The organism is Micromonospora sp. RTGN7 (assembly GCF_033804645.1).
In the GTDB taxonomy this organism is placed as follows: domain Bacteria; phylum Actinomycetota; class Actinomycetes; order Mycobacteriales; family Micromonosporaceae; genus Micromonospora.
In genome coordinates, this window is the sequence record NZ_JAPZLF010000011.1 from 1 (window position 1) to 14,754 (window position 14,754).

General features: G+C 71.3%; 13 protein-coding genes. 8 read left to right on the forward strand and 5 right to left on the reverse strand.

Going from position 1 to position 14,754, the window contains the following annotated elements; genetic code table 11:
* Nucleotides 1-170: 170 nt before the first annotated feature.
* The 6 genes from SNR22_RS17650 to SNR22_RS17675 all read left to right on the forward strand — a co-directional run bounded on the left by SNR22_RS17650 (nucleotide 171) and on the right by SNR22_RS17675 (nucleotide 6,987).
* Nucleotides 171-602 (forward strand): hypothetical protein, encoded by a 432-nt coding sequence (locus SNR22_RS17650; protein WP_320067696.1) that lies wholly within the window; start codon nucleotides 171-173, stop codon nucleotides 600-602.
* Nucleotides 603-923: 321 nt separating this feature from the next.
* Nucleotides 924-2,588, forward strand: coding sequence for an ABC transporter substrate-binding protein (locus SNR22_RS17655; protein ID WP_320067697.1), 1,665 nt, complete (start codon nucleotides 924-926; stop codon nucleotides 2,586-2,588).
* Between the two features lie 77 nt (nucleotides 2,589-2,665).
* Nucleotides 2,666-3,670 carry an ABC transporter permease gene (locus SNR22_RS17660; protein ID WP_320067698.1) on the forward strand — a complete coding sequence of 335 codons (1,005 nt, stop codon included), beginning with the start codon at nucleotides 2,666-2,668 and terminating at the stop codon, nucleotides 3,668-3,670.
* The gene (locus SNR22_RS17665; protein WP_320067699.1) at nucleotides 3,667-4,629 is read left to right on the forward strand and encodes an ABC transporter permease; all 963 of its coding nucleotides are present in this window, start codon (nucleotides 3,667-3,669) and stop codon (nucleotides 4,627-4,629) included. Before SNR22_RS17660 ends, SNR22_RS17665 begins: the two co-directional genes overlap by 4 nt.
* 181 nt (nucleotides 4,630-4,810) lie before the next feature.
* A complete protein-coding gene (locus tag SNR22_RS17670; protein ID WP_320067700.1) occupies nucleotides 4,811-5,887 on the forward strand; it encodes an ABC transporter ATP-binding protein in 1,077 nt (358 codons plus the stop codon).
* Complete coding sequence (locus SNR22_RS17675) at nucleotides 5,884-6,987, forward strand: oligopeptide/dipeptide ABC transporter ATP-binding protein (RefSeq protein ID WP_320067701.1); 1,104 nt, start codon at nucleotides 5,884-5,886, stop codon at nucleotides 6,985-6,987. The genes SNR22_RS17670 and SNR22_RS17675 overlap by 4 nt, the downstream gene beginning before the upstream one ends.
* Before the next feature lie 48 nt (nucleotides 6,988-7,035).
* Here the strand turns inward: SNR22_RS17675 and SNR22_RS17680 are convergent, their stop codons facing one another.
* Together SNR22_RS17680 and SNR22_RS17685 are read right to left on the reverse strand one after the other, a co-directional pair.
* Nucleotides 7,036-7,464, reverse strand: a complete 429-nt coding sequence (locus SNR22_RS17680) for a hypothetical protein (RefSeq protein WP_320067702.1) — start codon at nucleotides 7,462-7,464, stop codon at nucleotides 7,036-7,038.
* Nucleotides 7,446-8,084 carry an HNH endonuclease family protein gene (locus tag SNR22_RS17685; RefSeq protein ID WP_320067703.1) on the reverse strand — a complete coding sequence of 213 codons (639 nt, stop codon included), beginning with the start codon at nucleotides 8,082-8,084 and terminating at the stop codon, nucleotides 7,446-7,448. The genes SNR22_RS17680 and SNR22_RS17685 overlap by 19 nt, the downstream gene beginning before the upstream one ends.
* A 133-nt stretch (nucleotides 8,085-8,217) precedes the next feature.
* On the opposite strand from SNR22_RS17685, the gene SNR22_RS17690 reads away from it, so the two are divergent.
* Complete coding sequence (locus SNR22_RS17690; RefSeq protein WP_320067704.1) at nucleotides 8,218-9,663, forward strand: MFS transporter; 1,446 nt, start codon at nucleotides 8,218-8,220, stop codon at nucleotides 9,661-9,663.
* Between the two features lie 52 nt (nucleotides 9,664-9,715).
* On the opposite strand, the gene leuA is transcribed toward SNR22_RS17690, so the two are convergent.
* The 3 genes from leuA to SNR22_RS17705 all read right to left on the reverse strand — a co-directional run bounded on the left by leuA (nucleotide 9,716) and on the right by SNR22_RS17705 (nucleotide 13,238).
* Nucleotides 9,716-11,473 carry a 2-isopropylmalate synthase gene (gene leuA / locus SNR22_RS17695; RefSeq protein ID WP_320067705.1) on the reverse strand — a complete coding sequence of 586 codons (1,758 nt, stop codon included), beginning with the start codon at nucleotides 11,471-11,473 and terminating at the stop codon, nucleotides 9,716-9,718.
* Nucleotides 11,474-11,793: 320 nt separating this feature from the next.
* Complete coding sequence (locus SNR22_RS17700) at nucleotides 11,794-12,345, reverse strand: nitroreductase family protein (RefSeq protein WP_320067706.1); 552 nt, start codon at nucleotides 12,343-12,345, stop codon at nucleotides 11,794-11,796.
* An 83-nt stretch (nucleotides 12,346-12,428) separates the two neighbouring features.
* Entirely contained in the window at nucleotides 12,429-13,238 is an 810-nt protein-coding gene (locus SNR22_RS17705; RefSeq protein ID WP_320067707.1) for a hypothetical protein, read from the reverse strand.
* A gap of 246 nt (nucleotides 13,239-13,484) precedes the next feature.
* Between SNR22_RS17705 and SNR22_RS17710 the strand changes: the two genes are divergently transcribed.
* On the forward strand, nucleotides 13,485-14,750 hold the full coding sequence (locus SNR22_RS17710; protein ID WP_320067708.1) for an aspartate kinase: 1,266 nt from the start codon (nucleotides 13,485-13,487) through the stop codon (nucleotides 14,748-14,750).
* Nucleotides 14,751-14,754: the final 4 nt, after the last annotated feature.

Genomic DNA, 14,754 nt, shown 5'->3' on the forward strand with positions numbered 1-14,754 from the left:
CCGAGCGACCGGGGGCGGGACAGTTCGCCCCCCGCGGTCCCCGCCCGAGTGCCCGGGGGGGTTAACCACTGACCCCGTCCCGGGGGCCCCGCGCCCCGGGGCGCGGCGCCCACGGGCAGCGGGAGGTGGCTGTGGAACGGCGGCCGGTTGAGCGGAAGCCCCTGGCGCCGGTGGTCCTCACTGCCCTGCTGCTCCTTGCCTTCGGGGGCGGGGCGGTGTGGCTGGAGGTGAAGGCGCGGCAGCACGGGGAGGCCAGCCGGGCGGGCGAGGCGCGGGCCGAGGCGGCGCTGGCACAGCGAGCGCGGGAGTACGCCGACGCGGTGCTCGCCACGGGGGCGATGCCCCCGACCGACGACCGTGTCCGGGCGATCGCCGACGAGATGGGCGCGGAGGTGTGGGAGATCCACCGGGCGCCGGACCTGTCGGTGGTCCTGCACGACTCCCAGGGGCACGGCCCGGGTCCGCTGCCCGGCGTCCTGACGCGGTGCCACCGGATCACGTTCCGCCACCCGGCGGTGGCGGAACCCACCGTGCAGGTCGAGCCACTGCCGACCTGTCCGACCGTGACCGCCGTCCCAACTCCCTCCCGTTCCGGATCCTGATCCCGATCCCGCATTCGCCGCCGGCGCAAGCACGTCGGCCGTCGTTCCTCGCGGCGTCCTGATCCACTGCGGGTGTCTGACATGTGGTCGGACCGGGGTGACGATCGATGTAACAAGTTCGCATCTATGAATCCGCACAAATCCCCGCTTTGGCGGCACTCCGTAGGGCCGCCGCGAACGGGGCGCACGGGTAAAGACACGATCCGATACCAACAGCCTTCCCGGCGGTTTCCCGGCGGTCGGAACGACCGCTAAGGTCACGCCCATCGGTGACCCCTGTCACCACGATGTCCGTACCCCCAAGGACGAGGTGAAGCACCCATGCGTGCACCCAGGCCGAAGGTCGCAATCGCGGCCGTCGCGGTCGCGGCCCTCGCGGTAGCAGGCTGCGCCGAGAGCAACCGCGATGACAGTTCCGGCAGCAGTAAGAAGGACACCATGGTCTTCGGCGTAGCCGGCGACCCGAAGGTCCTCGACCCCAGCTTCGCCAGCGACGGTGAGTCGCTGCGCGTGGCCCGTCAGGTCTTCGAGACCCTGGTCCGGCCGGAGGAGGGTGGCACCAAGGTCACCCCGGGTCTGGCCGAGACCTGGACCCCCGACGCCGCCGGCACGACCTGGACGTTCAAGCTCCGCTCCGGCGTGAAGTTCCACGACGGCGCCGAGTTCAACGCCGAGGCCGTCTGCGCCAACTTCGACCGCTGGTACAACGCCAAGGGCCTCATGCAGAGCCCGGACGTGACCGCGTACTGGCAGGACGTCATGGGCGGCTTCGCCAAGAACGAGAGCTCCGACCTGCCGCCGAGCCTCTTCAAGTCCTGCACCGCCAAGGACGCCACCACGGTCGACCTGGCGTTCACCCGGGTCTCCAGCAAGATCCCGGCCGCGCTGATGCTGCCCTCGTTCTCCATGCACAGCCCGAAGGCGCTGCAGCAGTACGACGCCAGTAACGTCGGCGGCACCGCCGAGGACATCAAGTACCCGGCGTACGCGATGGAGCACCCGACCGGCACCGGCCCGTTCAAGTTCAAGGCCTGGGACGTCGCGAACAAGACGCTCACCATCGAGCGCAACGACGACTACGCCGGCAACAAGGCCAAGCTGAAGACCATCATCTACAAGACCATCTCGGACGAGAACGCACGCAAGCAGGCGCTGCGCTCCGGCGACATCCAGGGGTACGACCTGGTCGGCCCGGCCGACGTCCAGCCGCTGAAGTCCGAGGGCTTCAACGTGCTCACCCGCCCGGCGTTCAACGTCCTCTACCTGGCGCTCAACCAGAAGGGGAACCCGAAGCTCGCCGACGTCCGGGTCCGCCAGGCGATCGCGTACGCGCTCAACCGCCAGGCGCTGGTCGACTCGAAGCTGCCCCCGGGCGCCAAGGTCGGCGTGAACTTCATGCCGGACACCGTCGAGGGCTTCAACGGCGACGTGACCAAGTACGGCTACGACCCGGTGAAGGCCAAGCAGCTGCTGGCCGAGGCGGGCGCGTCGAACCTGACCCTGCGGTTCCACTACCCGACCGAGGTCACCCGGCCGTACATGCCGAACCCGAAGGACATCTTCGAGCTGCTCTCGGCGGACCTCAAGGCGGTCGGCATCAACGTCCAGGCCATCCCGCTGAAGTGGAGCCCGGACTACCTGAACGCCACCACCTCGGGCGCCAAGCACGACATCCACTTCCTCGGCTGGACCGGTGACTACGGCGACGCCTACAACTTCATCGGCACCTTCTTCGACCGGCCGAAGGACGAGTGGGGCTTCACCAACAAGGCCCTGTTCGACCAGTTCAAGGACGCGGACTCCACCGCCGACCCGGCGACCCGGATCGAGAAGTACAAGGCGCTGAACAAGGCGATCATGGACTTCCTGCCGGGTGTGCCGATCTCGCACTCGCCCCCGGCGATCGTGTTCGGCAAGGACGTGACCGGGATCAAGGCGAGCCCGCTCACCGACGAGCGGTTCGCGACCGCCGAGTTCAAGTCCTGACCTGACGCAAGGAACGCGGGCGGGCACCGTAACCACGGTGCTCGCCCGCACCCCTCCGCACCCCCTCCGAGGCCGCCGTGTTCCGGTTCATCATCAGACGCCTGCTCCAGCTGATACCGACGCTGTTCGGGCTCTCCCTCCTGCTGTTCATCTGGCTACGCCGGCTGCCCGGCGGTCCTGAGACCGCGATCCTGGGTGAGCGCGGCACGCCGGAGATGCGCGCCGCCATCCGCCGCAACTTCGGCCTCGACGAGCCGATCCTGGTGCAGTACGGCCGGTTCGTCCGTCGGCTGATCAAGCTGGACCTGGGCACGTCGACCTCCACCAAGCGTTCGGTCGTCACCGAGTTCGTCGAGCGCTTCCCCGGCACGGTGGAGCTGACCGTGATGGCCATGATCATTGCCATCGGGCTCGGCATCCCGCTGGGCTACCTGGCCGCCCGTCGTCGGGGCCGACTGCTCGACCACCTCTCGGTCGGCGGATCGCTGATCGGCATCTGCATCCCGGTCTTCTTCCTGGCGTACGTGCTCAAGGCGATCTTCTCGGAGAACCTCGGCTGGTTCCCGTCCAGCGGCCGGCAGGATCCGACCCTCGGGGCGACCCGGATCACCAACTTCTTCGTCTTCGACGGGCTGATGACCCGGGAGTGGGACGCCGCCGCCGACGCGCTCTGGCACCTGGTGCTGCCAGGCCTCGCGCTGGCCAGCATCCCCCTGGCGATCATCGTCCGGATCACCCGGGCCAGCGTGCTGGAGGTGCTCAACGAGGACTTCGTGCGTACCGCCGAGGCCAAGGGGCTGACCGAGAACACGGTCCGCACCCGGCATGTGCTGCGCAACGCCATGCTGCCCGTGGTCACCTCGATCGGCCTGCTCACCGGCGGCCTGCTCTCCGGGGCGGTGCTGACCGAGACCGTCTTCGCCTTCAGCGGCATCGGGGCATTCGTCGCCGAGGCGATCAGCCAGCGCGACTATCCCGTGCTGATGGGCTTCATCCTGATCATCGCGGTGGTGTACGTGCTGGTGAACCTCCTGGTGGACCTCTCCTACAGCGTGATCGACCCGAGGGTGAGGGTGCGATGACGAGCATCACGGGCAAGAAGCGCGAGAAGATCGACCGGCTCGCCGAGTTGGCCGCCCGCGACGACGAGCGCGGCGTCAGCCTCTGGCGGGAGGCGTTCAACCGGCTGCGGCGCAACCCGGCCGCCATCGTCGGCGCGGTGATCCTCGTCCTGTTCCTGCTGGTCGCGATCGTCGGCCCGTTCCTCGTGCCGTACCCGGCGGACGCCCAGCTCTGGAAGGGCGAGATCCGGGACAACATCGGCTACTTCCCGGGCCCCCGGGCGGAGAACTGGTTCGGCGTCGACCACATCGGTCGCGACGAGTTCAGCCGGATGATCGTGGGTGCCCGGCAGACCCTGCTGGTCGGTGTGATTTCCACGCTGATCGGCCTGGCCGTCGGGTCGCTGATCGGCGGGGTCGCCGGCGCCGCCGCCGGCCTCGGCGGCAAGTGGGGCCGGGCCCTCGACAACGTCCTCATGCGCTTCGTCGACATGCTGCTGGCCATGCCGAGCCTGCTGCTCGCGATCAGCATCGCCGCGCTGCTCGGCTCCAGCCTGACCACCGTGATGATCGCGGTCGGCGTGGTCTCCGTGCCGGTCTTCGCCCGGCTGCTGCGCGGCTCGATGATCTCCCAGTCCAACAGCGACTACGTGCTCGCCGCGACGTCGCTGGGCGTGAAGAAGCCGAAGATCGCCCTGGCCCACGTGGTGCCGAACTCGCTCGCCCCGGTGATCGTCCAGGCCACGCTGACCCTGGCGACCGCGATCATCGAGGCTGCCGCGCTCTCGTTCCTCGGCCTCGGCAACAACGACGCGTCCATCCCGGAGTGGGGCGTGATGCTCGCCGACGCGCAGCGCTACCTCGACGCCGCGCCCCGGCTGGCCGTCCTGCCCGCCCTCGCCATCATCGTCACCGCGCTCGGCTTCACCCTGCTCGGCGAGGCGATGCGCGAGGCTCTTGACCCGAAGCTGCGGAAGTAGGGCGGGTTATGTGTGAAGCGCGAGGAGTGAGCTTGCGAGCCCCGCAGTCGCGAACGGATGGCCGCGTGTGTGAAGCGCGAGGAGTGAGCTTGCGAGCCCCGCAGTCGCGAACGGATGGCCGCGTGTGTGAAGCGCGAGGAGTGAGCTTGCGAGCCCCGCAGTCGCGAACGGAAGGCCGATAATGGCACTGCTCGAAGTGGACGACCTCTCCGTCACCTTCTCCCGGCGCGGTCAGCGCACCGTGCACGCCGTCGACGGGGTCTCCTTCGCCGTCGACGCGGGCGAGGTGGTCGGCCTGGTCGGCGAGTCCGGCTGCGGCAAGAGCGTCACCTCGCTGGCCATCATGGGCCTGCTGCCCAAGCAGCCCGGCCTGCGGGTCGGCGGCAAGGCGGTCTTCGACGGCACGGACCTGCTCCAGCTCGACGAACGGTCCCGCCGGGACATCCGGGGCCGGGACGTCGCGATGATCTTCCAGGACCCGCTCTCCTCGCTGAACCCGGTGATCCCGATCGGGTTGCAGGTGACCGAGGTGCTGACCCGGCACCGGGGGATGCGGGGGGAGGCGGCCAAGAAGGAGGCCGCCGATCTGCTCGAACGGGTCGGCATCCCCGACCCGCGTCGCCGGCTCAAGGAGTACCCGCACCAGCTCTCCGGCGGTATGCGGCAGCGCGCCCTGATCGCCATGGCGGTGGCCTGCCAGCCCCGACTGCTGATCGCCGACGAGCCGACCACCGCACTGGACGTCACCATCCAGGCGCAGATCCTGGAGCTGCTCAAGGATCTGGTCCGCGACTCCGGCACCGCACTCGTGATGATCACCCATGACCTGGGCGTGGTCGCCGGGCTGTGCGAGACGATCAACGTGCTGTACGCCGGCCGGGTGGTGGAGACGGCCCGCCGCCGCCCGCTGTTCCGTGAGCCGCGCCACCCGTACACCGTGGGTCTGCTCAGCTCGGTGCCGCGTCTGGACGCCCCGCGCGGCGAGCGGCTCAACCCCATCCCCGGCTCGGTCCGGGACGTGCTGACCTGGCCGGACGGCTGCGCCTTCGCCCCGCGCTGTACCCGCCGGATCGACGAGTGCGTGGGTGAGCCGCCGGAGCTGGTGCTCGCCCACGACGGCCGCAGCTACCGGTGCGTCAATCCGGCCCCGGTTCCCGGCGCGGTGCCCCCGGGCGCCACCCCGGCTGCGACCGCCCCGGTGGCCGACGCCGCGACCGCGGGCCCGGTGCCCGCCCCGCGCGAGGAGGAGAAGCCGTGACCGAGAGCGAATTCCTCGTCGAGGTCCGCGACCTGAAGGTGCACTTCCCGATCAAGCGCGGGCTGCTCCTCGACCGGGTGGTCGGCCACGTCAAGGCCGTCGACGGGGTCGACCTGAGCATCCCGCGCGGGAAGACGTACGGGCTGGTCGGCGAGTCCGGCTGCGGCAAGTCCACGCTGGGCCGGGCGCTGCTCCAGCTCACCCCACCCACCGGCGGCGAGGTCCGCTTCGACGGCGTCGAGCTGACCACGCTCCCGGCCGGGAAGCTGCGCACCATGCGCCGCCGGATGCAGATGATCTTCCAAGACCCGATGTCGAGCCTGGACCCCCGGCAGAACGTCGAGTCGATCCTGACCGAGGGGTTGCAGACCCACGGCATCGGGACCGACCGCACCGACCGGCGCCGGCTCATCGGCGAGACCCTCGACGCGGTGGGACTGCCCCGCTGGGCGCTGTCCCGCTACCCGCACGAGTTCTCCGGCGGCCAGCGGCAGCGCATCGGCATCGCCCGGGCCCTGGTGCTCGGCCCCGAGCTGATCGTCGCCGACGAGCCGGTCTCCGCGCTGGACGTCTCCATCCAGGCCCAGGTGGTGAACCTGCTCGACGAGCTCCAGGACAACCTCGGCCTGACCTACCTGGTGATCGCGCACGACCTCGCCGTGGTCAAGCACATCTCCGACGTGGTCGGCGTGATGTACCTGGGCGCGCTCGTCGAGGAGGCGCCGAGTGACCGGCTGTACAACGAGCCGCTGCACCCGTACACCCGGGCGCTGATGTCGGCCGTGCCGGTGCCGGACCCGGACGTGGAGGATCGGCGGGAGCGCATCCTGCTCGCCGGCGACCTGCCCTCGCCGGCCAACCCGCCGTCGGGCTGCCGGTTCCACACCCGCTGTCCGTGGGCCCAGCCGACCCGCTGCGCCGACGAGCGGCCGGCGCTGCGGGACATCGGCGGCAGCCGGGTCGCCTGCCACTTCGCCGAGCCGATCGCCACCGGCGAGCTACGCCGGCACAACGTGAGCGCCCAGATCGTCCGGCCGGACGGCGAGGGCGAGGCCCCCGCCGTCGTCTCCGCCCCCACCGAGCCCGGCTCCTACGTGTGAGCGCGGGGCCCCGTCGGCGTGAGCTACGCCGGCCGGGCCCCGGCCAGGTCAGCCCTCCGGGCGGTGGAGCAGGCCGACCGCGATCGTGTGTACGGCGTCCAGCCCGGCCGGGTCGGTCAGCGAGGCCCTGCCGCCGGTGACGGCGTACCACTCGTCGGCCTCCCGGTACTGCACGCGGAGGACGACCTGGCCTTCGGTGTGCTCCGTGCGCAGGGTCAGCTCGCCGGTCACCACGCCGACCTCGTCGGTCATCACGCCGCCCGGACCGGGCACGATGTCGGCGGTACGGCTCTGCGCCCCGCCGCCCGTGGGCGGGGCGACCGCGCCGGGGGTCCCGGCGTCGGCGGACATCCCGGCGCCCGAGACGTCGGCCGGGCCCGCCGGGGCACCGTCCGCGGTCATCCCGGCCGTGGTGGCCCCCTCGCCCGCCCCGTTCCCGGTCACCGCCCCGTTCCCCGTCACGGTTTGCTCGCCCATGTGCAGCCCTCCAGCATGTCGGTCAGGGCGGACTTCTCGGCACTGGTCACCGTCAGCCGCCAGTGGTGCTTGACCGTCACCCAGTTCTCGGCGTACTGGCACCAGTACGACCGGTTCGCCGGTTTCCACTGGGACGGGTCCTGGTCACCCTTTGCCCGGTTGGAGGAGGCGGAAACCGCGAAGAGCTGCGGCCTCGTCAGATCGTTGGCGAAGTCGCCCCGCTTGGCGTCGTCCCACTCGTCGGCGCCCGAGCGCCACGCGTTGGCCAGCGGGACGGTGTGGTCGATGTCCACGCCGGAGGGGTCGGTGAAGGTTCGGCTGTCGTACACGCTCTCCCAGCGGCCGGCGACCACGTTGCAACCGGAGAGCCGGATGTCCTCACCGTCCCGCTTGAGGACGCTGTCGCGCACGTCGCAGTTCTTCCCGGTGCCCCGCCAGTGCGGGAAGTGGTCCCGGCTGTAGCCCTTCATCGAGCCGGCGCTCGCGACAGTCAGCTGGCCGAGCAGCTCGCCGACGTTGCCACCGCTGCCGCCGCTGGGTGGGGCCTCGGGCTCGTTGACCGACGTGCAGCCGGCAGCCACGACGGCGAGCGTCGCGGCGAGCGCGGCCGCCAAGGCCACGCGATGTCCTGATCTGGTACGCACAGACGACACCTCTCCAGCTTGCGGGCTTCCGGCGATTGCGCACAGTACCCCGACACCGTTTCCATGAATCGTGGCGTCCGGCAAATCGACCGGAGGAAGATAGTTTTTCGTGACCGAACCCGCATCCGCGCCCGTGCTCCGGCTGGGCACCCCCGCCGCCCGGGGGACGCTGCTCGCCGCGATCCTCGCCTCCGGCATGGTTTTCCTGGACAGCACCGTGGTCAATGTGGCACTGCCCCGTCTCGGCGCGGACCTCGGCGCCACGGTGGCCGGTCTTCAGTGGACCCTGAACGGGTACCTGCTGATGCTGGCCGCGTTCGTGCTGCTCGGCGGGGCGCTCGGCGACCGGTTCGGACGACGGCGGGTGTTCCTGCTCGGCGTGGTGTGGTTCGCGGTCGCCTCGGCGCTGTGCGGCCTGGCCCAGGGCACCGGCTGGCTGGTCGCGGCCCGATTCCTCCAGGGTGCCGGAGGTGCGCTGCTCACCCCGGGCTCGCTGTCGGTGATCCAGTCCAGCTTCCACCCCGACGACCGGGGGCGGGCCATCGGTACCTGGTCCGGGCTCGCCGGGGTCTCCACCGCGCTCGGCCCGCTCGTCGGGGGCTGGCTGATCGATGCCCTCTCCTGGCGGTGGATCTTCTTCATCAACCTGCCGCTCGCCGTGCCGGTGGTGCTGGCCGCACGCCGCTGGGTGCCCGAGAGCCGCGACTCCGACGCCTCGCGTACCGGATCGGGACGCCGCCGGTTCGACGTGGCCGGCGCGCTGCTCGGCGCGCTCGGCCTGGGCGGCGTCACGTACGCCCTGATCGACGCGCCGGCCCGGGGCGGCTCGCTGCCGGTGCTGGCGTCGGCGCTGGTCGGGGTGCTCGCCGTCGTCGCGTTCGTGCTGCTGGAACGTCGTCGGGGCGACACCGCCATGCTGCCCACCGGGTTGTTCGGCAGCCGGCTCTTCTCGGTGCTGAACGTCTTCACCGTGGTGGTGTACGCGGCGCTCGGCGGATTCACCTTCTTCCTCGCCGTCTACCTGCAGAACGTGGTCGGCTGGTCGCCGCTACTCACCGGCCTGGCCACCGTTCCGATGACGGCGCTGCTGCTGGTCGGCTCGTCGCGCGCCGGGGCGCTGTCGGCGAAGATCGGCCCCCGGCTGCCGCTGACCGTCGGCCCGGTGGTGGCCGCGCTCGGCCTGCTGCTGCTGCGCGGGGTGGGGCCGGGTGCGTCGTACTGGACGGACGTGCTGCCCGGGGTGGCCCTGTTCGGTCTGGGCCTGACCCTGGTGGTGGCGCCGCTGACGGCCTCCGTGCTGGCCGCCGTGGCGGACCGGTTCGCGGGGGTGGCCAGCGGGTTCAACAACGCCGCGTCCCGGGCCGGCGGGCTGCTGGCGGTGGCCGCGCTGCCCCTGCTGGTCGGCCTCAGCGGCACCGGGTACGAGCAGCAGGCGGCGCTGACCGATGCGTTCCGCGGCGCGATGGCCTGGTGCGCCGGGCTGCTGCTGGCCGGGGCGGTGCTGGCCGGGCTGTTGATCCACCGGCCGCCCCGCGAGACGCCCGGCTCGGAGTAGGAAGGGGCCCCTGCTACGCAGAATGCGTTAACAAGGGGCCCCTCCTTACACCTCAGGCGCGGGCGCGGTTGACGGCGCTGGTGACCGCCTTCACGGAGGCGGTGACGATGTTCGCGTCCACCCCGACGCCCCACACGGTGCGGCCGTCGACCTCGCACTCGACGTACGCGGCGGCCTGGGCGTCCCCGCCGGCGGAGAGCGCGTGCTCGTGGTAGTCGAGCACCCGTACCGGCACGCCCACCGATCCGAGCGCGGTGGCGTAGGCGTCGATGGGGCCGTTGCCGACGGCGGCCATTTCCCGGACCTCCCCGCCGACGCCCACCCGGGCCTCGATCTCGACCTTGCCGTCGGCGGTGCCGATGGTGTAGCCGGCCAGGGTGACGGTCGGGTCGGGCTGGTGGTCGAGCAGGTAGTGGCCCGCGAAGATCTCCCACATGGTGCCCGGGGCGACCTCGCCGCCGTCGTGGTCGGTGACCTGCTGGACCACGCCGGAGAACTCGATCTGGAGCCGGCGCGGCAGGTCGAGCTGGTGCTCGCTCTTCATGATGTACGCCACGCCGCCCTTGCCGGACTGCGAGTTGACCCGGATGACGGCCTCGTAGGTGCGGCCCAGGTCCTTCGGGTCGATCGGGAGGTACGGCACGGCCCAGGTGTGCTGGTCGACCGGTACACCGGCCGCCGCGGCGTCGGCGTGCAGGGCGTCGAAGCCCTTCTTGATCGCGTCCTGGTGGGAGCCGGAGAAGGCGGTGTAGACGAGGTCGCCCGCGTACGGGTGGCGCTCGTGCACCGGGAGCTGGTTGCAGTACTCGACCGCCCGCTTGACCTCGTCGATGCGCGAGAAGTCGATCATGGGGTCGATGCCCTGGGAGAAGAGGTTGAGCCCCAGCGTCACCAGGTCGACGTTGCCGGTGCGCTCCCCGTTGCCGAAGAGGCAGCCCTCGATCCGGTCGGCGCCGGCCAGCAGGCCCAGCTCGGCGGCGGCCACGCCGGTGCCCCGGTCGTTGTGCGGGTGCAGGCTCAGCACCAGGCTGTCCCGCCGGGGCAGGCGCCGGTGCATCCACTCGATCGAGTCGGCGTACACGTTCGGGGTGGCCATCTCGACGGTGGCCGGCAGGTTGATGATCAGCTTCCGGTCCGGCGTCGGCTGGATGACCTCGATCACCGCCGTGCAGACCTCCAGCGCGTACTCCAGCTCGGTCCCCGTGTACGACTCCGGAGAGTATTCGTAGTAGATCTCGGTGTCCGGGGTGTGGATCTCCGCGTACTTCTGGCAGAGCCGCGCGCCGGAGGTGGCGATGTCGGTGATGCCGTCGCGCTCCAGCCCGAAAACCACCCGGCGCTGGAGGGTGGAGGTCGAGTTGTAGAAGTGCACGATGGCCCGCTTCGCGCCGCGCAGCGACTCGAAGGTCCGCTCGATGAGGTGCTCACGGCACTGGGTCAGCACCTGGATGGTCACGTCGTCGGGGATCAGGTCCTGCTCGATGAGCTGCCGTACGAAATCGAAGTCGGTCTGGCTGGCCGACGGGAAGCCGACCTCGATCTCCTTGTAGCCCATCTGCACCAGCAGCAGGAACATCCGGCGCTTGCGCTCCGGCGACATCGGGTCGATCAGGGCCTGGTTGCCGTCGCGCAGGTCGACCGCGCACCAGCGGGGCGCGACCTCGACCTGCCGGGTCGGCCAGGCGCGGTCCGGCAGGTCGACCCGGAACTGCTCCTGGTACGGCTGGTAACGGTGGTACGGCATCCGGCTGGGACGCTGCCGGGCGAACGGATCGGTGTCAGCGTCGGTGGTGCTGCTGGGTTGAGCCATGACGGAGTGCTCCCCTGAACATGTGGCGTCAGCAATCGGAAGGTCGGCGACGATGCCGGGTCGGCGCGAAGGGCCGAGGAGGGTTCGGATGTGCTGGACGGCGCGGTTCGACTCCGCGACGGGGTGCCGGCCGGTCAGGCCCCGTCGCGGCGACCAAGGAGAAGGTGCGCCCGCCACATAACAGAGTGACCCTACGTGATGAGGTGGGGAGTGGAAAGATCGGTCCGGAGTATGAGATCGGTGTCGCAGCCGCCGCACTCGGCTGCCGCGCCGATCCCGCCCCCCTCCTGGCCACTCCTGCCCGCCCCGCCCCGCCCGGTTCAGCGCAGCAGCAGGTCAGCCAGGGGGCGTCGGCGGCGCAGGCCGGTCTCTCGGCGACGTAGCTCCTCCGGCAGGCTGAACGGGTCGCCGAGCCGACCGACCGCCGCCACCACCAGCGGGCGGACCCCGGTGGGCAGTTCCAGGTCGCCGGCGAGCCCGGCGTGGTCGAAGCTGACGAGCTGGCGTACGTAGAGGCCGAGCGAGGTCGCCTGCACGGTGAGGTGGGCCACCGCCTGTCCCAGGTCGTACGCCTCTCGCCCGGTGTGCTCCGACCGGTGGCCTCCGGTGGCGTCCAGGTGGGCGCCGAGCAGCAGGGCGGCGGCGTGCCGGGCCCAGCGCTGCTCGGCCGCCGGCAGGTTGGCCAGGACCCGCTTGTACGTCTCGTCGTCGCGGTGCCCGAGGGCGAATCGCCACGGCTGGCCGTTGCCGACGGAGGGTGCCCAGCGGGCCGCCTCCAGCAGCGAGTCCGCCTCGGCGGGGGTCAGCGTGGCGGCCGGGTCGAACGCCCAGGGGCTCCAACGGAACGCGAGCAGCGGGGTGAGGTCGGCCATGGGGCAAGAGTCCCGTATCGGGCATTTTGCGCCCTTGGTGGGGTGGGAAAATGTGGCAGAAAGCACCCGTAACGGGCTAACCCTCAGGGCGTTTCCGCGCCTGCGGGCGTTGACCCGTCCGGGCCGGCGGACGACTCGCCCGGGCTCGGTGCGGCGACGCCGAGCGGCTCACCACCGGTCACCGGCCCGGCCAGCTCAACGGTCGACGGGGCCGGCCCGACCGCCCCGGCCAGGACGAGGGTGCCGACCACAATCCGCACCGCGGTCGGCGTGCCGTCGGGGGCGTAGCAGTAGATCCCGACGTCCAGCGGGGCGTTCAGCGACGCCGAGGTCGAATCGACCGAGTAGCAGGCGCCGGTGGCCCCCGTGGGCGGCCGGGCCGGGGAGACCGCCAGCGGGGCCCGCCGGTCGGTGAGGACCTCCAGCCAGTCGGTGAACGGGTGCTGCACCCGGGGGTCCAGCCGGCGCGGGACCGCGTCGGTCGGGTCGCCGAGGCGGACGCAGCTGGCCGGTTCCGGCCGGCCGGGCGAGGGCAGGGCGCACTGGAAGAGCCCGTCGGCGGTGGCGGCGAGCGACACGTCCGCGGTACCGCCCAGCGCGCCGCCCGGGACGTCGACCCGCCAGGTGTCGTCGTTCGCGCTGGTCACCACGATCGTGCGATCCGGTCCGTCGCCGGTGAGGGTGTACCGGGCGGTGAAGTGCCGGTCCTGGGCCGCCGCGGCCAGGGCGGCCAGTTCGTCGCGGGCGGCGTCGAGGACGGCGGGCACGGGATCAGTCTGCACCGGCGAGGTCGAAGCGGTGGGCTGGTTGCCGGCGCAGGCGACGAGCAGGACCGGCAGGGTGAGCGTGAGGACGCCGGCCAGGCGCCGGGCCACGCGGAGGTGGGCATGCACCGGGTCATTCTGCGGTGTGCCGCCCCCGCCGGGGGGCCCGTGCGACGCCGGTTCGGCCGGCGTGTCGCGTACCCCCTGCCGACCTGGTGGGACGGCCGCCGCACCGACCCGCGCGGGCCGGATGGTGGGATCACCTGACCCGGCCGCGCGGGCCGCCGGATACCCTCATGTGGTCTGATACGCGCCGCCGGCCGGTTCCCCGGCGGCGTCGGCACGCTCAGGGACGCTGGGAGGGAGTGCGCCGTCGTGGCACTCGTGGTGCAGAAATACGGCGGATCCTCCGTCGCCAACGCCGAGCGGATCAAGCGGGTGGCCGAGCGGATCGTCGCCGCCCGCAAGGCCGGCGACGACGTGGTCGTGGTGGTTTCCGCGATGGGTGACACCACCGACGAACTGCTCGACCTGGCCAACCAGGTCAGCCCGCTGCCGCCGGGCCGTGAGCTGGACATGCTGCTCACCGCGGGCGAGCGGATCTCCATGGCGCTGCTTGCCATGGCCATTCACAACCTGGGATACGAGGCCCGCTCGTTCACCGGCTCCCAGGCCGGCGTGATCACCACGTCGGTGCACGGCCGGGCGCGGATCATCGACGTCACCCCGGGGCGGCTCAAGGGCGCGCTCGACGAGGGCGCGGTGGTCATCGTGGCCGGCTTCCAGGGCGTCTCGCAGGACACCAAGGACGTCACCACGCTGGGCCGGGGCGGCTCGGACACCACCGCCGTGGCGCTGGCCGCCGCGCTGCACGCCGACGTGTGCGAGATCTACACCGACGTCGACGGCATTTTCACCGCCGACCCGCGGATCGTGCCCAACGCCCGGCACATCCGCGACATCACCTACGAGGAGATGCTGGAGTTGGCCGCCTGCGGCGCCAAGGTGCTGCACCTGCGCAGCGTCGAGTACGCCCGGCGCGCGGGGTTGCCGATCCACGTCCGTTCGTCATACTCGACCAACACCGGCACGATGGTCACCGGATCGATGGAGGACCTTGCTGTGGAACAGGCACTGATCACCGGGGTCGCTCACGACCGCAGCGAGGCGAAGATCACCATCGTCGGGGTGCCCGACGAGCCGGGTGCGGCCGGGCGGATCTTCGACACCGTCGCCGGTGCCGAGATCAACATCGACATGATCGTGCAGAACGTCTCCACCGAGGGCACCGGCCGCACCGACATCTCCTTCACCCTGCCGAAGGCCGACGGCCCGACCGCCATGGCCGCGCTTAACAAGATCCAGGAACCGGTCAAGTTCAAGGGCCTGCTCTACGACGACCACGTCGGCAAGGTCTCGCTGATCGGTGCGGGCATGCGCTCGCACCCGGGCGTGGCCGCCGGCTTCTTCGCCGCCCTCGGCACCGCCGGAGTCAACATCGAAATGATCTCCACCTCCGAGATCCGGGTCTCCGTGGTGTGCCGGGACACTGACCTCGACAAGGCGGTCCGGGCCATCCACGACGCCTTCGACCTGGGCGGCGACTCCGAAGCCGTCGTGTACGCGGGGACAGGGCGGTAGCGGC

Excerpts from the sequence above, each read along its gene's own strand:
- SNR22_RS17655 (WP_320067697.1), top strand. The coding sequence starts at position 924 with ATGCGTGCACCCAGGCCGAAGGTCGCAATCGCGGCCGTCGCGGTCGCG.
- SNR22_RS17665 (WP_320067699.1), top strand. The coding sequence starts at position 3,667 with ATGACGAGCATCACGGGCAAGAAGCGCGAGAAGATCGACCGGCTCGCC.
- SNR22_RS17670 (WP_320067700.1), top strand. The coding sequence starts at position 4,811 with ATGGCACTGCTCGAAGTGGACGACCTCTCCGTCACCTTCTCCCGGCGC.
- SNR22_RS17680 (WP_320067702.1), bottom strand. The coding sequence starts at position 7,464 with ATGGGCGAGCAAACCGTGACGGGGAACGGGGCGGTGACCGGGAACGGG.
- leuA (WP_320067705.1), bottom strand. The coding sequence starts at position 11,473 with ATGGCTCAACCCAGCAGCACCACCGACGCTGACACCGATCCGTTCGCC.
- SNR22_RS17700 (WP_320067706.1), bottom strand. The coding sequence starts at position 12,345 with ATGGCCGACCTCACCCCGCTGCTCGCGTTCCGTTGGAGCCCCTGGGCG.